The following is an 18,127-nucleotide window of genomic DNA, read 5'->3' as shown; positions in this document are numbered from 1 at the left end:
ATGGCGCCTTTCCTGAACATCGTCGGTGCCGGCCACGTCGGCCGCGCCCTCGGGCGCGTGTTCACCGCGCGCGGCATTTATCGGGTGCAGGACGTACTGACCCGCTCCCAGGCCGGCGCCCAGGCCGCCTGCGCCTTCATCGGCGCCGGCCACCCGGTCGACGCGCTCGGCTGGATGCGGCCGGCCGACGTCTGGATGCTGGCGGTGTCGGACGACCGCATCGGCGAGGTGGCGGCGGCGCTGGCCCAGGCCCATGACATCGAAGGCGCCGTCGTGTTCCACTGCAGCGGCGCCAAGGCCTCCAGTGAACTCGAACCGCTGCGCCTCAGGGGCGCAGCGGTCGCCAGCGTGCACCCGGTGCGCAGCTTTGCCGACCCGGCCGGCGTGGCATCGCAGTTCGACGGTACCTGGTGCGGGGTCGAAGGCGACGCTGCCGCGCTGGCACGGCTGGTACCGGCCTTCGAAGCGGCCGGCGCGCGCATCGTCGCCATCGACGCCGCCGCCAAGACCGTGTACCACGCGGCCTCGGTGTTTGCTTCGAACTACCTGACCACGGTGCTGGATGCCGCACTGCGCGCCTACCAGGCGGCCGGCATCCCGGAACCGGTGGCGCGCGAGCTGGCCGGCCCGCTGGCCGCCGAGACCCTGGCCAACGTGCTGAGATTGGGCGCCGCACAGGCGCTGTCCGGTCCGATCGCACGCGGCGACGAGGCCACGGTCTCTCGCCAGCAGGCCGCCGTCGATGCCTGGGACGGCGCCAGCGGACGCCTGTACGGCGCGCTGGCCGAGGCCACCCGCGGCCTGGCCCGGCGCCGTCCCTGATTCTTCCGTTTTATCAAAAGGAACTTCTAAAATGCAACTAACCGAGTGGACCATGCTGGCCGTACTTGGCGTCTACTTCTGGACCGGCGTGATGGCCGGCTGGGCGCGCGTCAAGTATGGCGTGGCGGCGCCGTCGATGGACGGCCCGCTGCCGTTCCAGAGTGCCCAGCGGGTGCAGGCGAATACCCTCGAACAGCTGCCACTGGTGCTGGTACCGCTGTGGCTGTGCGGCCAGGCGCTGGGCGACACCTGGGCCGCCGCGGGCGGGCTGCTGTGGTGCTTTGGCCGCATCCTGTATGCGCTCGGCTATTACCGCGATCCGGCCAAGCGCGAAGCCGGCTTCATCATCGGCATGCTGGCGTGCGGCGCGCTGGTGGCCGGCAGCGCCATCGGCCTGCTGCAGCAAGCCTAGGACGGTATCTGTTGCACCAAAGCAAAACTCGATCAGCAAAACGTCGACAAAGCCGGCGTGCTGCAATAAGCTAGTTGCCTCAGTTCAACTAATTTATTCAACACCCCGGCGGCCCGTCAAGCCGCTTGGCGGATGGAGGAGGACAGCATGCTGTTTTTGAAGAGCACCAGTGTCACCAAGGCACCGGGCATTTATGAAGTCGACGTGGCGGCCAAGCCTCCGGGCAAGACTTTCGGCATCTTCATGGCGACCGATCCCGACAATCCGCCGAACGCCGTGCTGACCGCGCTGGCCGAGCTCGGCTTCGAACCCACCCACCAGCAAAACTATGTCCACAGGGACAAAGGCAAGGTGCTCGACCTGCATTTCCAGAAGAACGGCACCGATCTGTTCAATGGCTGGAAGGCGGACGAGTGCAGCAACAACCTGGCGGCCATCGATTCCCTGTTCGGTAACGTCGGCATCAAGGTGGTGCCGCGTGTAATGAGCCTCGCAGAAGCCTACGCTTGAGCCATCCCGGGCCGGCCGGTGCCGGCCCTGCGCATGGACATCGACATGGTCATGCGCGCACGTCGATGTGGTAGAGCGCCCACGGGCATGCCGTAAAACGCTGTGCCAGCGGCAGCGCCGCCAACTCCGGGATCCGGTCGGCATCGTAGACGGCCCACAGCGGTCCCAATCCTCCCAGCGGCATCGGCGCCCCGTCGATATGGGTGGCCACGATGACGCCCCGCGCACTTGCCTGGGCACCGCTCAGTTCGACGTTATAGCCATCCACCGCCCGCAATACCAGGATGGTCCGGTCGCCGACCCTGGCGCCGGCGTTCCCCAGTACGTCCAGCAGCAACGGGCCGCGCAGCGTGTGCGGCTTGCCGTCGTATTCGAGCGTCGGCCGGATCGTGTGCGGCGCCAGTTGCAGCAGGGCGGCATGGTCGAAAGTGTAAGCCTTGGCGAAGCCGAGGCCCTGCTTGTGCATCATCTGGTCGAGTACCGGGTCGAACGGCCCGCGGTTGGCACGGGCGATGGCGCCGGTGACGGTCAGCAGGGCCGGGCCGCGCGAGGCCGGGCCACGGTCGGGCGCCGCGGCAGCGTCAGAGGCGAGCGGCAGGGCGCCGGCGATGGCCGCGCCCAGGAACTGGCGTTTGTTCATAAAATACGCATGAGAAAATACGAAGTCGATGGCTGGTCCATCATAGTCTGATTGGTGTCTCAATGGATTTATTCTCCGACGATGCCAGCCTGGTGCCAATCCCGATCGAAGACGGGGAACTTGCCATGCTGGCGCGCATGCCGCTGCCGGCCAGTCCGGCCCAAGTATTGGAACAATTGATTCAAGAAACAACGTGGCGCGCCGAAACGATCGTCCTGTACGGCAAGCGCTTCCTGCAGCCGCGCCTGACGGCCTGGTTCGGCGAAGCGGCCTACACTTATTCCGGCCTGACGCTGGCGCCCGCACCGATGACGCCGCTGTTGAACGGCTTGCGCAGCACGGTCGAAGACCTTACCGGCCACCGCTACAACAGCGTGCTGCTGAATTACTACCGCGACGGCGCCGACAGCATGGGCATGCACAGCGACGACGAGCCGGAACTCGGCCCGGCACCGGCCATCGCATCGCTCAGCCTGGGGGCCACCCGCACCTTCGTCCTGCGCCACAAGCTGAACAAACGCACCGTCAAGATCGATCTGAGGGACGCCAGCCTGTTATTGATGGCAGGTGAACTCCAGAAATACTGGTTGCATGGCATAAATAAAACTGCAAAACCAATCGGTGCACGTCTTAACCTGACTTTTCGGTACGTCGCTTAAGTACCGCTTAAGTTTCAGCATTCATCGGCAAAATTTAACTGAACGAAGGGTCATTAAGTTACAGCTGCTTACAGTTCTTACCAAATGGGCACGGACGCAAACGAACCCTGGTGCTATCTTGGCTACATCGCGATTCACTTTGCATCGCGAACCAGACCAACAAAGCAAAAGGATTCGTCATGAAAAAGCTCATCGTGGCCCTGATCGCCGGCGCCGCCGCCATGTCCGCAGCACAAGCACAGGACACTACCACCCCTGGCCACGCCTACCTGGGCGTGGGTGTTGCCAGCGCCGACCATGAAGACGGCAACGGTTTCAACAGCGACGGCTACAAGGCCTCGGGCAAGATCTTCGGTGGCTATGAATTCAACCAGAACTGGGGCGTCGAAGCCGGTTACACCGACTTCCGCAAGGCTGACGTGAACACCGCGACCGCCCGTGGCGAAACCAAGGGCTACGGCTACTACGTCGCTGCCAAGGCAACCAAACCGATCAACGAAAAGTTCGACGTGTACGGCAAGCTGGGCCTGCAGAACAGCCAGCGTGAACTGAGCATCGCCGGCCTGACCACCAAGGACCACGCAACCGACGCCTACGGCGCAGTCGGCGTGCAGTACAAGGTGAACCAGCAGGTTGGCCTGGTTGCCGAATACGAGCGCTACGGCAAGAGCAAGGACTTCGGCGCCAGCCCGAACGTCCTGACCGTGGGTGCACGCTACAGCTTCTGATGCCGGCGCAAGCGGAATATCGCAAATAGAAAAAGGGACCTGCGGGTCCCTTTTTTATTGCTTGCTTCGCCTGACCATCAGCGCAAAGGATTCGGGTAGGGCAGCGCCTGCGATACGCCGGAGCGCATCCAAGGCGGCGGCGGCAGGGGCGATGCGGGCGGCTTGAAACCGGAGGCAAGGAAGCGGTGCACCGACGACCACTGCCACTCGGATGCATGCTGGCACAAGCCGTGGCGTACCGGGTTGCCGTGCAGGTAATCGATCAAGGCCGTGTATTCGTCGTCGTCGGCAATCAGGTGGTCGTGGTAATGGCGTTCCCAGATCGCTTCGCCGCTGCCGGCCACGCGCAAGCCCGGCAGGCAGGCTTTGTTCAGGGCTTTCGAAAAAGCGATCTTGACGGCGCGCCAGCGCATCGCGCAATCCTGGTCGCCCGGGGGCAGGGTCCAGATCGTGTGAGCATGATTGGGCAGGACGACCCAGGCATCGACGTGGAAGGGCTTGCGGGTCCGGGCCTGGCGCATGGCTTCGCCAAATGCGGAGAAGTGGTCTGTCAGCAAGGTGCTGTTGCGGTCCAACAAGCGCACCGTGAAGAAGAACGTCCCGCCTGGAACGCGGTTATCGCGGTAATGGGTCATGAACCTGGTGTCAAGCGAGGCTTGAACAATCTCAACGTCGGTCGATTCTACACATGGCTTCAAAATGAGGCCGGTTCATTTCCGCGCGAAAATTATCTACAGATGCGGCGCATATCGAGGTATTTAATAACAAAAAAACCCAGGCACCGGATCGATGCCTGGGTTTTTTTCGGATTGCCGTTCCGCTGTGGCGCGGATACGACTCGGCTTACGCCGTCAGCGGCTTGTAGCGGATACGCTTCGGCTTGGCGCCTTCTTCGCCCAGGCGCTTCTTCTTGTCGGCTTCGTATTCCTGGTAGTTACCGTCGAAGAAGGTCACCTGCGAATTGCCTTCGAAGGCCAGGATGTGCGTCGCGATGCGGTCCAGGAACCAGCGGTCGTGCGAGATCACCATCACGCTGCCGGCGAATTCCAGCAGCGCATCTTCCAGCGCGCGCAGGGTTTCGACGTCGAGGTCGTTCGACGGTTCGTCCAGCAGCAGTACGTTGCCGCCCTGCAGCAGGGTTTTCGCCAGGTGCAGGCGGCCGCGTTCGCCGCCCGACAGGTTGCCGACCACCTTCTGCTGGTCGCCGCCCTTGAAATTGAAGCGGCCGAGATAGGCGCGCGACGGCATCTCGAAGCGGCCGACGCTCAGCATGTCGGCGCCGCCGGTGACGTCCTCGAACACGGTCTTGGTATTGCTGAGGTCTTCGCGGGTCTGGGCGACCAGCGACACCTTCGCCGTCTGGCCGATCTTGACTTCGCCGCTGTCCGGCTGCTCGAGGCCGGCGATCATCTTGAACAGGGTCGATTTACCGGCGCCGTTGGGGCCGATGATGCCGACGATCGCGCCCGGCGGAATCGTGAACGAGACATTGTCGATCAGCAGACGGTCGCCGAAGGCTTTGGAGACGTTCTTGAACTCGATGACTTCGTTGCCCAGGCGTTCCGCCACCGGGATAAAGATCTCTTGGGTCTCGTTGCGCTTCTGGTATTCGTATTCGCTCAGCTCGTTGAAGCGGGCCAGGCGCGCCTTCGACTTGGCTTGACGGGCCTTCGGATTCTGGCGCGCCCACTCCAGCTCTTTCGCGAGGGCTTTCTGACGTGCCGATTCGGTCGCTTCTTCCTGCTTCAGGCGTGCCTGTTTCTGATCCAGCCAGGACGAGTAGTTACCCTTCCACGGAATGCCGGCGCCGCGGTCCAGTTCCAGGATCCATTCGGCGGCGTTGTCGAGGAAGTAGCGGTCGTGGGTGATGCCGACCACGGTGCCCGGGAAGCGCAGCAGGAACTGCTCCAGCCACTCGACCGATTCGGCGTCCAGGTGGTTGGTCGGCTCGTCCAGCAGCAGCATGTCGGGTTTACTCAGCAGCAGCTTGCACAGCGCCACGCGGCGCTTCTCGCCGCCGGACAGCACGCCGACCTTGGCATCCCACGGCGGCAGGCGCAGCGCATCGGCCGCCATTTCCAGCTGCAGGTTCAGGTTGCCGCCGTCGGCCGCGGCGATGATCGCTTCCAGGCGCTCCTGCTCTTTCGCCAGCGCGTCGAAGTCGGCGTCTTCTTCCGCGTACGCGGCGTACACGGCTTCCAGCTTGGCTTGCGCCTCGAAAGCTTCGCCGAGGCCGCTTTCGACCTCCTGGCGTACGGTCTTTTCCGGGTCCAGCTGCGGCTCCTGGGGCAGGTAGCCGATGTTCAGGCCCGGCATCGGGCGCGCTTCGCCCTGGATGTCGGTGTCGATGCCCGCCATGATCTTCAGCAGCGTCGATTTGCCGGAGCCGTTCAGGCCCAGCACGCCGATCTTCGCGCCCGGGAAGAAGGACAGGGAAATATCCTTCAAGATCTGACGCTTCGGTGGGACGATCTTGCCCACGCGGTTCATGGTGTAGACGTAATTGGCCATGTGATGAGTGATTCGATGTGAAATAAGGACGACAGGATACTGTAAAAATTCGGGGTCAGAGCACAACTTTTACGTTGTCGGTCAAGCCTTGGCCGGTAGCGGCGGGCGGCGCAGCAAGCCTTCGATGGCGAACAGGGCCAGCGCCAGCCAGATCAGGGCAAAGCCGACCAGGCGGTCCGCCGTGAAGGCTTCGTGGAACAGCCAGACGCCGAGCAGGAATTGCAGCGTCGGCGACAGGTATTGCAGCAAACCCAGCACCGATAAGGGGATCTGGCGCGCGCCCGAGGCGAACAGCAGCAGCGGGATCGCGGTGATCGGACCGGCCGCGATCAGGAGCAGGCGGGTGGTGTCGGACGGGGTGTTGATGAAGGCGTTCTGGCCATGTATGGTCAGCCAGGTCACGTAGCCGGCTGCCAGCGGGAACAGCACCATGGTCTCGAACGACAAGCCTTCCAATGCCCCCAGCTTGGCCGTCTTGCGCAGCAAACCGTAGCCGCCGAACGATGCCGCGAGCGCCAGCGCGATCCAAGGCACGGTGCCGGCCTGCCAGGTCAGCCAGGCGACGCCGAGGGCGGCCACCGCGATCGCCATCCACTGCGCGCGGCGCAGGCGTTCGTTCAGCAGCACGTAGCCGAACATGATGTTGACCAGCGGGTTGATGAAGTAACCCAGGCTGGCTTCGATCACGTGGCCGTTGTTCACGGCCCAGATATAGATCAGCCAATTGATGCTGAGCAGCAAGGCGGACGCGGCAAAGCTGCCGAACACGCGTGGCTGGCGTACCAGCGACAGCCAGGCCCACTGGCGGCGCAGCACCAGCACGATCACCAGGAACAGCAGCGACCACAGCATGCGGTGGGCCAGGATCTGCAGCGGCGGCACTTCGCCGATGGCGTGGAAATACAGTGGAAACAGGCCCCAGCACAGGAAGGCGAGGGCAGCGGACAGGATGCCGGTGCGCATGGAAAGATGAAAAAATTATTGGGTCGACATTATCCCCGAAGTGGCGCCACTCTGCTGGGCCCCCGTATTTATGCTGCCGGGATCGCTGCCGAGTCGCGCGCCCATGCGCCGGCAGATGGGGCAGACTGCGGTCTTGCCTGAACTAAAACTTTGAGAAAATGTTGGAAAAATAAGCCGCTTGCCAGAAGGCCCGGCTTGTCTTTCCTTGTCTATTATTCTATTGTGCAACGCACCGGAACAACCAAGGTGAAAACTTGTCGCAACATAACAAAAGCAGCCTGGCCGCGCTGACCCTGGCGGCGGTCGGCATCGTCTATGGCGACATCGGCACCAGCCCGCTGTACACGCTGAAAACCATCTTCGATCCGACCCATGGCCTGCCGCTGAACACGCCGAACCTGCTGGGCATCGTGTCGCTGATCTTCTGGGGCTTGACGATGATCGTGTCGCTCAAGTACGTGACGCTGGTGCTGCGCGCCGACAACCGCGGCGAGGGCGGCGTCATGGCGCTGATGGCGCTGGCCATGAATTCGGTCACGCGCCACTCGCGCTGGCATTACGTCCTGATGGTGATCGGCGTGATCGGCGCCACCATGTTCTACGGCGACAGCGTGATCACACCGGCGATTTCCGTGCTGGGCGCGATCGAGGGCCTGGAAGTGGCCACGCCGGGCCTGGAAAAATACGTGGTGCCGCTGACCATCGCCGTGCTGCTGGTCCTGTACAGCGTCCAGAAACATGGCACCGCCGGCATCGGCCGCTTCTTCGGCCCGATCATGATCGTCTGGTTCGTCGTACTGGCGGTGATGGGCATCATCAACATCGTGCAGGCGCCGGTGATCCTGCAGGCGCTGAATCCGTGGCACGCCATCGAATTCATGGTGCGCAACAAGTTCATCGCCTTCGTCGCACTGGGTGCGGTGGTGCTGTCGCTGACCGGCGCCGAGGCCCTGTATGCCGACATGGGCCACTTCGGCAAGAAGCCGATCCGCATGGCCTGGTTCATGGTCGTGTTCCCGGCGCTGGCGCTGAACTACCTGGGCCAGGGCGGCCTCCTGATCATGCATCCGGAAGCGGTCGAGAACCCGTTCTTCCACCAGCTCGACAGCTGGAGCGTGCTGCCGCTGGTGGTGCTGTCGACCATGGCGGCGGTGATCGCCTCGCAGGCGACGATTTCCGGCACCTTCTCGATGACCAAGCAGGCGATCGCGCTGGGGCTGCTGCCGCGCATGCGCGTGATGCACACCTCGGAAAGCGAGATCGGCCAGATCTACATCCCGGCCGTGAACTGGCTGCAGCTGATCGTGGTACTGATCGCGGTGGTCGGCTTCGGCTCCTCGGACAAGCTGGCCGGTGCCTACGGCATCGCGGTCACGGCGACCATGTTCGCCACGACCTTCCTCACCTTCTTCGTGATCCGCTACCGCTGGCACCTGCCGCTGTGGCTGTGCATCGGCGCCACCGGCTTCTTCATGGTCATGGACGTGATGCTGTTCTCGGCCAGCACGCTGAAACTGTTGCACGGCGGCTGGTTCCCGCTGCTGCTGGGCGCGGTGCTGCTGACCACCATGCTGACCTGGAAGCGCGGCCGCGAACTGGTGTTCGAGAACCTGGAAAAGCATGCGATCCCGCTCGAGGACTTCCTGCAGTCGCTGTTCGTGGCGCCGCCGGCGCGGGTGGCCGGCACCGCCATCTTCCTGCGCGGCGAAACCGACGGCGTGCCGCACGCGCTGCTGCACAACCTGCTGCACAACAAGGTGCTGCACGAGCGCGTGGTGTTCCTGACCGTGCACATCCGTGAAGAGCCGTATGTGTCCCAGTCCGAGCAGCTGCAGGTGACGGCGCTGGGCCACAACTGCTTCCAGCTGAACGTCAGCTACGGCTTCAAGGACGAGGCCAACATTCCCGACATCATGCGCCTGTGCGCCATGAAGGACCTCGAATTCGAGATGATGGAAACCTCGTTCTTCATCGCGCGCCAGACTGTGATCTCGGTGCCGGGGCAGGGCATGATGCCGTGGCGCGAACACCTGTACGTGGCGATGCAGAGGAATGCGCGCACCGCCGCCGACTACTACCAGATCCCGGCCAACCGGGTGATCGAGCTGGGGACGCAGGTGGAAATTTAAGGACGCTTGCACGACACGGCATTACAAAAAATGTACATGTGGCATGCGGTCTGCAGGTAAGGTTGAGGTTTTCTTACCAAGGACCCGCATGAAACTGAAGTCTCCCCTCGCCGGCGTGCTGCTGGCCGCTTCCCTCGCCCTGAGCCTGACCGCCTGCGGCGGCGGCGATGACGACGCCGGCAGCAACGTGGTGGTCGCCAACCCGGCGTCGTTCACCAAGACCGACACCACGGTCGGCACCGGCGCCGAAGCCACCAGCGGCAAGACCGCCACCGTCACCTATACCGGCTGGCTGTACAGCGCCACCGCGGCCGACCACAAGGGCACCAGGTTCGACGGCGGTACCCTGTCCTATACCGTCGGCTCGACCAATTACATCAAGGGATTCGACCAGGGCGTGACGGGCATGAAGGTCGGCGGCAAGCGCACCGTGCTGGTGCCGTCCGACCTCGGCTACGGCAGCGCCGGCTCGCGTCCGGTCATTCCGCCGAACGCCGGCCTGGTGTTCGACATCGAACTCACCGCCGTCAAATAAGTTATTCCCTGAGCGCCAGCGCCGCCAGCGCATGGCGCAGCACGATCTCCTTTTCTTGCCGCTTGGCGTGCTACGCACGTCCGATCGGGCGCGGCGCTCTTCGGTGATAACTTTCTGACACCGTACATACAGCGTCGATCATGTGGAAATGCTATCCTAGGCCGCCTGGCCGCGTCGGCCGTAGCGGATCCACCCGGGAATTCGTCAGCCACGCCCTGGCGTACCAACGAAAACCTGGAGATCGCAATGACAGCAACAGACAGTACGGAAGCCCAAGCCATCCACGACCTCACGCCGCGCCAGCGCGTGTTCGCCATCGTCGGCGCCTCATCGGGCAACCTGGTCGAGTGGTTCGACTTTTACATCTACTCGTTCTGCGCGCTGTACTTCTCGTCGGCGTTCTTCCCCAAGGGCGACCCCACCACCCAGCTGCTGAACACGGCCGGCGTGTTCGCCGCCGGCTTCCTGATGCGTCCGATCGGCGGCTGGATGTTCGGCCGCATCGCCGACCGCTACGGCCGCAAGAATTCGATGATGATCTCGGTGCTCATGATGTGCGGCGGCTCGCTGATGATCGCCGTGCTGCCGACCTACGCCACGATCGGTACCGCGGCGCCGGCGCTGCTGCTGCTGGCACGCCTGTTCCAGGGCCTGTCGGTGGGCGGCGAGTACGGCACCAGCGCCACCTACATGAGCGAGGTGGCGGAACCCGGCCGCAAGGGTTTTTATGCGTCCTTCCAGTATGTGACCCTGATCGGCGGCCAGTTGTCGGCGCTGCTGGTGCTGGGCATCCTGCAACTGCTGCTGAGCCATGAGGAACTGGTGGCCTGGGGCTGGCGCATTCCGTTCGTGGTCGGCGCCGCGTCGGCCCTGGTCTCGCTGTGGCTGCGCCGTTCGCTGCACGAAACCACCACCGCCAGTGCGCGCAAGAGCGAATCCGCGGGCAGCGTCAGCGCGCTGCTGCGCAACCATGGACGTGCCTTCATCACCGTGCTCGGCTTCACCGCCGGCGGCTCGCTGATCTTCTACGCGTTCACCACCTACATGCAGAAGTACCTGGTCAACACGGTCGGCATGAGCACCAAGACCGCCAGCGGCGTGATGACCGTCTGCCTGCTGATCTACATGTTCCTGCAGCCGGTGTTCGGCGCCCTGTCGGACCGCATCGGCCGCAAGAATTCGATGATCGGCTTCGGCGTGCTGGCCACGCTCTGCACCGCACCGATCATGTTCGCGCTGCGCGGCGTGCAAAGCCCGTTCATGGCCGGCGTGCTGATCGTGTGCGCACTGGCGATCGTCAGCCTGTACACCTCGATCTCGGGCCTGATCAAAGCCGAGATGTTCCCGGTCGAGGTGCGTGCGCTGGGCGTGGGCCTGTCCTACGCGGTCGCCAACGCCATCTTTGGCGGCTCGGCCGAATACGTGGCGCTGTGGTTCAAGCAGGCCGGCACCGAATCGCACTTCTACTGGTACGTCAGCTTCATGTGCCTGCTGGCCGCGATCGTGGCGTTCCGGATGCCGGACCCGACCCGCTCGGGTCACCTCAAATAAGCGGTTCCGCGGCGCGGATCATGTCGATGTGCATGATCCCGTCTTCGTCGTAGGGTGCGGACACGGTGACGAACCCGAAGCTGCCGTAGAAATTCTCCAGATGCGCCTGGGCGCCGATACGAATCGCGTGGCCCTGGTGCAGGCGCACGGCGCAGGCGATGCCCTGCGCAACCAGCTCGCGTCCCAGCCCGGTGCCGCGCATGGCCGGACTGGTGACCACGCGGCCGAGCGACATCTCGGCGTACTTGGCGCCCGGCGCCAGGCAGCGCAGGGTGGCCGCCAGTTCGCGTTTCCCGTTCACCGTTCTCCAGCCGAGCAGGTGGTGGGCGCCCGGGTCCAGGCCGTCGATGTCCGGATACAGGCAAGTCTGTTCCAGCACGAACACTTGCTGGCGCAGCGCCAGCATCTCATACAGCTGCGCCGCCGTCAGGTCGGCGAAGCGGCTCCACTGCCATTCAATCATCGTTCTCGTTCTATCAGGTTGGGGTTGTCAGAGCACGCTCAAGCGACGGTCTCGAAGCCGTCGAGCACGTTCACCACGTCGACGCCGAGCGCCGGGCCGGCGTCGCCGCCTTCGAGCATGAAGGCAGTGGGCAGGCCGAGGTAGCCGAGGCGTTCGCCGAGGCGCAGGAAGTCGCCCGTCCCCAGTCCGAAGTGCGACTGCACGCCGAGCGACACCACCAGCGCCTGCGGCGCGAAGCCCGCCATTTTAAGGCATGCCGTCTCCAGTGCCGCAAACCACTGCGTGCTGCCGGCGCCGCGCGCCAGCGGCAGGTTCATGTTGGCACCGGCCCCCGGTCCGGCCCCGGTCTCGTCGGCGTGGCCCGAGTAATACGGGTAGGCAGCGTGCGGGTCGGCGTGGATCGAGACGAACAGCACGTCGCCGCGGCCATAGAAAATGCCCTGGGTACCGTTGCCGTGGTGGGCGTCGAGGTCGAGGATGGCGACGCGTTCGAGGCCGTCGTCCAGCAGGTGCTGGGCCGCCAGCGCCGCATTGTTGAGGAAGCAGCCGCCGCCGAAATGGTCGGCGCCGGCGTGGTGGCCGGGCGGGCGGGTCAGGGCGAAGCTGGCATGTTCGCCCAGGCGCAGCGCGTGGGCCGCATTGATCGCGCAATCGGCCCCGGTCTTGGCGGCGATCCAGGTGCCGGCCGTGAGCGGGGTGATGCCGTCCATCGCATACAGGCCGAGGCGGCCCGTGAAATCGTCGGGTTCGATGTCGTGGCGCTGCATGCGCGCCGGCCACACGGCGGGCTGGATGTCCCTGCCGGCGTTGCGCGGATCGAGGGCCAGCCACGCGCTCCAGGCGCTGCGCAGGAAGTGCAGGTAGCGCGGCGTGTGCACGCGCTCGAGCGAGGCCAGGGACACGCCGTGCGGGGTGACGATCTGGCCCAGGCCGCGGCCGTGCAGTTCGGCCACGATGAGGTCGAGGCGCTCGGGTATCTCGGAACAGGGGAGCGGGGCGCCGGGCCGGGGGACGGCGCGCGGGCCGTGGTGGGCATGGTGTTCGTTGAAGAAGGTGAGCAAGGGGGCTCCGCAGGTGGAACGAAAACCTACTCAACGTCGTCCCCGCGCAGGCGGGGACGACGCAAGGCCGTTTCAGCCCTGGTGATTACTGCACAGTGTACTGCTGTTGTACGCCGCCACGAAATCGTCGAAGCTGCCGCTGTCGGCCGCCTCGATCCTGGCCTGCTCGTCCAGCGATGCTTTCGCGGTTTCGTCGAACAGCGCCACTTCCGCCGGCATCAGCGGTTCGGCGCGCAGCGCCCGGGCGTGCAGTTCGCTCTGCTGCAGGCCGAATCTGGCAAAGGAGCCGAGCGCGCGCACTTCTTCCAGCACGCGGGCCGACGGGGTCTTGTCCGGGTTCGCCACCTTGGCCTTCTGCAGTTCGAGCGCGGACACGTGCGCGCCGGCGTAATTGTGTTCGCTGTCGAGCAGTTCGGCGAGCGGGCGGATGCGTTCGAGCAGCTCGGCGGCCCACTCCAGCAGCGGCACTTCGGCGTCGTTGCGGGTCAGCGTCAGGCCCGGGCGGCGGCCTTCCTTGACGGTGCGCGCGAAGTTGCGGGCATGGACCTGTCCTTCCATCGCATTGATCAGCGGGCTTTCCTCGAGCGCGCAGAACAGCAGGAAGGCGTCCAGGAAGCGCCCGGTTTCCAGCGCCACGCCGACCGGCTCGAACGGGTCGATGTCGAGGCAGCGCACCTCGATGTACTGCACGCCGCGGTTGCACAGCGCCTGCACCGGACGTTCGCCGGTACGGATCACGCGCTTGGGACGGATGGTCGAATAGTATTCGTTCTCGATCTGCAGGATGTTGGTCGACAGCTGCACCCATTCGCCATCCTTCTTGGTGCCGACGTCGGCGTACGGCGGATACGGGCGGTTGACCGCGTCCATCAGCGAGGTGACGTAGCTTTCCAGGCTGTTTTCGTGCGGACGCAGGCCGGACTGGGCGTCGTTCTGGTAACCCAGGTCGCTCATGCGCAGGCTGGTCGCCCAAGGCAGGTACAGGGTGTCGTCGGACAGCTTTTCGAGATTGTGCTCGCGGCCGCGCAGGAAGCCCGTGGCCAGCACCGGAGAAGCGCCGAACAGGTACATCAGCAGCCAGCTGTAGCGGCGGAAGTTGCGGATCATCGCGATGTAGCTCTCGGACTGGAAATCGCGCAGCGCATGGCGGCGTTCCTCGGCGATGCCTTCGCTCTCGGCCAGCACTTTCCACAACTGCTCGGGCAGCGAGTAGTTGTAGTGGATGCCGGCGATGCATTGCATGGCCTTGCCGTAGCGCAGGGCCAGGCCGCGCCGGTACACGTGCTTGAGCATGCCGATGTTCGATGTGCCGTACCAGGCGATCTCGATCTCTTCTTCGGACGGCAGGTCGCACGGCATCGACTGGCTCCACAGCATCTCGCCGTCGAGCTTGGTGTAGGCGTAGCGGTGGATCGCGTCCAGGCGGTTCAGGGCCAGGCCGATGTCGTGCTCGGCCGGCGTGATGAATTCGAGCAGGGCTTCCGCGTAATCGGTGGTGATCTGCGCATGGGTCAGGGCGGCGCCGAGTTGGACCGGGTGCGGTGTCCGCGCCAGACGGCCCTGGCTGTCGACGCGCAGCGTCTCGCGCTCGATGCCGCGCAGGCCCTGCAACAGCAGGCCGCGGTGGGCATCGTCGTCCAGCAGGGCCAGGCGGCGGGTCAGTTGGTTCGACACGGGATTTCCTTTCTTATACTGTACTGCTTTGAAGGTGCAGAGAGTAACCGAAAACGGCCAAGCGCGCCGGGCACCGCTCAATATGACGATTGTATTAACCTGGCGCCGGCTGCGGCGCCCCGAACAGCGCCTGATCGGGCATCTGATCGGGCACCTGGGCGCTGCCCTGCGCGGGCACCGGCAGCGGCGCCGGATCGGGTCCCTGGGCGGGCGGTGCCGGCGGCGGCTGCGTGGCCTGGGTTGCGATCCAGCGTTCGACTTCCCGCTCCAGCAGGTCGAGCGGCAGCGCGCCCTGGCCCAGCACGGCCTCGTGGAAGGCGCGCACGTCGAAACGCCCGCCCAGCGCCGCCTGCGCCTTGCGCCGCAGCGCCAGGATGCGCAGCTGGCCGATTTTATAGGCCAGCAGTTCGCCCGGATGGGCAATCGCGCGGTCGACTTCGGCCTCGTTGTCGAACGGCGGATTGGCGGTGGTCGCGTTCAGGTAGTCGAGCGCCTGCTGCCGGGTCCAGCCGCGCGCATGGATGCCGGTGTCGATCACCAGGCGGGCGGCGCGCAGCAATTCGTCGGCCAGGCGTCCGAAATCCGAAAACGGATCGCGCATCAGGCCCAGTTCGGGGCCGAGGCCTTCGGCATACAGCGCCCAGCCTTCGCCGTAGGCGGCGTACCAGGCATTGCGGCGGAACGGCGGCAGGTCGGGAATCGCCTGGGCCCGTGCCACCTGCAGGTGGTGGCCGGGCACGCCCTCGTGCAGGGCCAGGGTCTCGACTTCCCACAGCGGACGCGTGTCCAGGCGCGCCGTGTTGACCACCAGCGCCGCCATGCGCGCGGCGTTGCCCGCCTCGTAGGCGGCGCCGCCCTGGCCGGCCTGCGCATCCTGCAGCGGCTTGACCGCCAGCTCGTCGGGCGGAATCGTCGCAAACAGCAGCGGCAGGTGGGCGTAGACGCGGGCCAGGGTGCGCCGGTAGCGGTTCAGCAGCGCGTCTGCATCGGTAGTGAACAGGCGCGGATCGCTGCGCGCAAAGACGAAGAACTGGGGCAGGGTGCCGCGAAAACCGGTGCGCTGGATGGCCGGCGCCATCTCGGCGCGGATGCGTGCCACTTCCTTCAGGCCGAGCGCGTGGATCTCGGCCGGCGTCAGGGCGGTGGTGGTGGCGTTCTTTACCAGCAGCGCGTACCAGGACGGACCGCCGGGCAGGCTCGATGCGGCGATCGTGGGGCGCGCCGCCGGCAGATAGTCGTTGCGGACCACGTCTTCCAGCTTTTGCAGCGCCGGCGCCAGCGCCTGCAGGGCAGCAGCGCCGTCGGCGGCCAGCTGGGCGCGCACCTCCTCGGGGATGGTGGCCGGCAGGCGCCGCAGGGGCGCGGAGACGGCGCCGTCGGCCAGGTGCTCGCGCAGGCTGCGCAGCTGGTCCGGCACGCCGGCCATGATGCGCTTCGGCGCGACCCAGCCGGTGCGCATCCCTTCATGCAGCTGCTCGACGATGCCGTCGATGTGGCGCGGCAGCGCCTGCAGGCGCGCCAGGTAGTTGCGGTAGTCGGCTTCGGTAACGTAGGGCATCTGGGCGACCAGGCGCGGAAAGCGGAACTGGATGCCGTCCTGGACGCTGATCGGCTGCGGATCGAAGGGCACGACGGCGGCGACGGCCAGGCGCCTTTCCTTGTCGGCCACGAACAGCTCCCAGGACAGGCGCTCGCGCGCGTTCAGCTGGGCCGGGTCGAGCTGGCGCGCCAGCTCGAGCATGCGGCGCTCGTGCTCGGCCGCTTTCAGCGCGCCGGCCAGCGAGCTGTCGGCCAGCTGGGCATCGTAGCGGTGGTCGCCGACGGCGGTGGCGAATGCCGGCTGGTGCTTCAGGCGCCATTGCCAGTCGCGCTCGAACAGGGCGCGCGCCTGGCTGGGGACGTCGGCAGGAAGTTCGGTGGCGCTTGCCGGCAGCGGCGCCAGCAGCAGGGGGATCGACAGCGACGTCGACAGCAGCGGGGTCAGCAACAGCGGCAGCGCGGCCGCCAGCAGCCGCGCCGCGCGCTGCCGGGCCGCGGGCAGTCGGGTTCGAGGCATGCGGGGCTCCGGGGATGGGGCACCCATTGTAACAAAGGCGTAAAACGGGCTGCGCCGGGTGGCCTCGGCCATCCCGTGCGCGCGCATTGTGTGGCACACTGCGCCGGATTGATTATTTGTCAGGAAACCATGAGCATCATTAAAGACATGCCCTATGAATGGTGGGTCGGCCTGCGCTACACGCGCGCCGGCAAGCGCAGCGGGCGTAACCGTTTCATCTCCTTCATTTCATGGATCTCGGTGGCCGGCATCGCGCTCGGGGTGGCGGCGCTGATCGTGGTGCTGTCGGTGATGAACGGTTTTCAGAAGGAAGTCACCGACCGCATGCTGTCGGTGGTGGCGCACATCGAAGTGTTCGACGCGCGCGGCGTGCTGCCCGACTGGCGCCGGTCGGCCAGCGAGGCGCTGCGCAACCCGGGCGTGCGCGCCGCCGCGCCCTTCGTCGACATGCAGGGCATGCTGGTGGTCGACGGCACCATGAAGCCGGCGCTGGTGCGCGGCGTGCTGCCCGCCGAGGAAGCCAAGGTGTCGAAGGTGGCGCAGCAGTCGACCGCGTTCGCGGCGCTGCAGCCGGGATCGTTCAACATCGTGCTGGGCAATGCGCTGGCCGAGGCGCTCGGCGTGAAAGCCGGCGACCGCCTGACCATGCTGCTGCCGCCGGGCGGGGCGCAGGGACAGGCGGTGCAGGGCGGACAGCTGGCCGGTGCGCCGCGCTCGCGCACCTTCACGGTGGCCGGCACCTTCGCGGCCGGCCATTACCAGTTCGATTCCTCGCTCGCCTTCGTCAGCCTGGAAGACGCGATGGCCGTGCAGGGCCTGCCGGCGCCGTCCGGCCTGCGCCTGCACCTGGCCGACCTGTATGCGGCACCCCAGGTGGCGGCCGACCTGCAGCACAGCATGTCCGGGGAGCTGATCATGCGCGACTGGTCGCAGGTGAACGCGATCTGGTTCGCGGCGGTCGGCTCGCAGAAGCGCATGATGTTCATCATCATCACGATGATCGTGGCGGTGGCGGCCTTCAACCTGGTGTCGACGCTGGTGATGGCGGTGCGCGACAAGCAGGCGGATATCGCGATCCTGCGCACCCTGGGGGCGTCGCCGCGCTCGATCATGAAGATCTTCGTGGTGCAGGGCACGCTGGTCGGCGTTCTGGGCACCCTGCTCGGGGTCGGCCTCGGGGTGCTGGTGGCGCTCAACGTCGACGTGATCGTGCCCTTCATCGAACGCGTGTTCGGCCTGCACTTCCTGTCGAAGGACATTTATTTCATCAGCGAGATCCCGTCCCAGCTGCGCTGGGCGGACGTGGGCTGGAGCGGCGGGGTGTCGATCCTGCTGGCGTTCGTGGCGACGCTGTATCCGAGCTGGTCGGCGTCCAGATTGCACCCGGCCGACGCGCTGCGCTACGAGTAAGGC

At 65.5% G+C, this 18,127-nt stretch carries 17 protein-coding genes; 9 read left to right on the top strand and 8 right to left on the bottom strand.

All coding sequences use genetic code 11. The features are described from left to right. From FBX97_RS21390 to FBX97_RS21380, 3 genes are all read left to right on the top strand, one after another. Positions 1-822: a Rossmann-like and DUF2520 domain-containing protein gene (locus FBX97_RS21390; protein ID WP_141836379.1), complete on the top strand. Its 822-nt coding sequence runs from the start codon at positions 1-3 to the stop codon at positions 820-822. A gap of 31 nt (positions 823-853) precedes the next feature. Continuing rightward, a complete protein-coding gene (locus tag FBX97_RS21385; RefSeq protein ID WP_141836377.1) occupies positions 854-1,234 on the top strand; it encodes an MAPEG family protein in 381 nt (126 codons plus the stop codon). A 147-nt stretch (positions 1,235-1,381) separates the two neighbouring features. Continuing rightward, positions 1,382-1,744 carry a hypothetical protein gene (locus FBX97_RS21380; protein ID WP_141836375.1) on the top strand — a complete coding sequence of 121 codons (363 nt, stop codon included), beginning with the start codon at positions 1,382-1,384 and terminating at the stop codon, positions 1,742-1,744. Positions 1,745-1,793: 49 nt separating this feature from the next. Here the strand turns inward: FBX97_RS21380 and FBX97_RS21375 are convergent, their stop codons facing one another. Beyond that, the gene (locus tag FBX97_RS21375) at positions 1,794-2,384 is read right to left on the bottom strand and encodes a molybdopterin-dependent oxidoreductase (protein WP_141836374.1); all 591 of its coding nucleotides are present in this window, start codon (positions 2,382-2,384) and stop codon (positions 1,794-1,796) included. Positions 2,385-2,446: 62 nt separating this feature from the next. Between FBX97_RS21375 and FBX97_RS21370 the strand changes: the two genes are divergently transcribed. Both FBX97_RS21370 and FBX97_RS21365 read left to right on the top strand, forming a co-directional pair. Next, entirely contained in the window at positions 2,447-3,043 is a 597-nt protein-coding gene (locus FBX97_RS21370; protein WP_141836372.1) for an alpha-ketoglutarate-dependent dioxygenase AlkB, read from the top strand. Between the two features lie 179 nt (positions 3,044-3,222). Then, on the top strand, positions 3,223-3,771 hold the full coding sequence (locus FBX97_RS21365; RefSeq protein WP_141836370.1) for a porin family protein: 549 nt from the start codon (positions 3,223-3,225) through the stop codon (positions 3,769-3,771). Positions 3,772-3,848: 77 nt separating this feature from the next. On the opposite strand, the gene FBX97_RS21360 is transcribed toward FBX97_RS21365, so the two are convergent. From FBX97_RS21360 to rarD, 3 genes are all read right to left on the bottom strand, one after another. Next, the gene (locus FBX97_RS21360; protein WP_141836368.1) at positions 3,849-4,406 is read right to left on the bottom strand and encodes a transposase; all 558 of its coding nucleotides are present in this window, start codon (positions 4,404-4,406) and stop codon (positions 3,849-3,851) included. A gap of 208 nt (positions 4,407-4,614) precedes the next feature. Continuing rightward, on the bottom strand, positions 4,615-6,282 hold the full coding sequence (gene ettA, locus FBX97_RS21355; RefSeq protein ID WP_141836366.1) for an energy-dependent translational throttle protein EttA: 1,668 nt from the start codon (positions 6,280-6,282) through the stop codon (positions 4,615-4,617). Between the two features lie 81 nt (positions 6,283-6,363). Beyond that, entirely contained in the window at positions 6,364-7,245 is an 882-nt protein-coding gene (gene rarD, locus FBX97_RS21350; RefSeq protein ID WP_141836364.1) for an EamA family transporter RarD, read from the bottom strand. A gap of 254 nt (positions 7,246-7,499) precedes the next feature. Here rarD and FBX97_RS21345 point away from each other — a divergent pair, with 254 nt between their 5' ends. The 3 genes from FBX97_RS21345 to FBX97_RS21335 all read left to right on the top strand — a co-directional run bounded on the left by FBX97_RS21345 (position 7,500) and on the right by FBX97_RS21335 (position 11,460). After that, complete coding sequence (locus FBX97_RS21345) at positions 7,500-9,374, top strand: potassium transporter Kup (RefSeq protein WP_141836362.1); 1,875 nt, start codon at positions 7,500-7,502, stop codon at positions 9,372-9,374. An 88-nt stretch (positions 9,375-9,462) separates the two neighbouring features. After that, a complete protein-coding gene (locus FBX97_RS21340) occupies positions 9,463-9,909 on the top strand; it encodes an FKBP-type peptidyl-prolyl cis-trans isomerase (RefSeq protein ID WP_141836360.1) in 447 nt (148 codons plus the stop codon). Between the two features lie 246 nt (positions 9,910-10,155). After that, entirely contained in the window at positions 10,156-11,460 is a 1,305-nt protein-coding gene (locus tag FBX97_RS21335; RefSeq protein ID WP_141836358.1) for an MFS family transporter, read from the top strand. On the opposite strand, the gene FBX97_RS21330 is transcribed toward FBX97_RS21335, so the two are convergent. The 4 genes from FBX97_RS21330 to FBX97_RS21315 all read right to left on the bottom strand — a co-directional run bounded on the left by FBX97_RS21330 (position 11,453) and on the right by FBX97_RS21315 (position 16,714). After that, entirely contained in the window at positions 11,453-11,923 is a 471-nt protein-coding gene (locus tag FBX97_RS21330; RefSeq protein WP_141836356.1) for a GNAT family N-acetyltransferase, read from the bottom strand. The genes FBX97_RS21335 and FBX97_RS21330 overlap by 8 nt on opposite strands. Before the next feature lie 38 nt (positions 11,924-11,961). Beyond that, positions 11,962-12,984, bottom strand: coding sequence for a histone deacetylase family protein (locus FBX97_RS21325; RefSeq protein ID WP_141836354.1), 1,023 nt, complete (start codon positions 12,982-12,984; stop codon positions 11,962-11,964). A 72-nt stretch (positions 12,985-13,056) separates the two neighbouring features. Next, the gene (gshA, locus tag FBX97_RS21320) at positions 13,057-14,658 is read right to left on the bottom strand and encodes a glutamate--cysteine ligase (protein WP_141836352.1); all 1,602 of its coding nucleotides are present in this window, start codon (positions 14,656-14,658) and stop codon (positions 13,057-13,059) included. A gap of 94 nt (positions 14,659-14,752) precedes the next feature. Continuing rightward, positions 14,753-16,714, bottom strand: coding sequence for a DUF885 family protein (locus tag FBX97_RS21315; RefSeq protein WP_141836350.1), 1,962 nt, complete (start codon positions 16,712-16,714; stop codon positions 14,753-14,755). Positions 16,715-16,843: 129 nt separating this feature from the next. On the opposite strand from FBX97_RS21315, the gene FBX97_RS21310 reads away from it, so the two are divergent. Continuing rightward, positions 16,844-18,124: a lipoprotein-releasing ABC transporter permease subunit gene (locus FBX97_RS21310; protein ID WP_141836348.1), complete on the top strand. Its 1,281-nt coding sequence runs from the start codon at positions 16,844-16,846 to the stop codon at positions 18,122-18,124. Positions 18,125-18,127 lie beyond the last annotated feature (3 nt).

It is taken from the genome of Herbaspirillum sp. SJZ107, from assembly GCF_006715485.1.
In the GTDB taxonomy this organism is placed as follows: domain Bacteria; phylum Pseudomonadota; class Gammaproteobacteria; order Burkholderiales; family Burkholderiaceae_D; genus Telluria.
The sequence above is the reverse complement of the archived record's forward strand: the minus strand, read 5'-3'. Positions and strand labels throughout refer to the sequence as shown.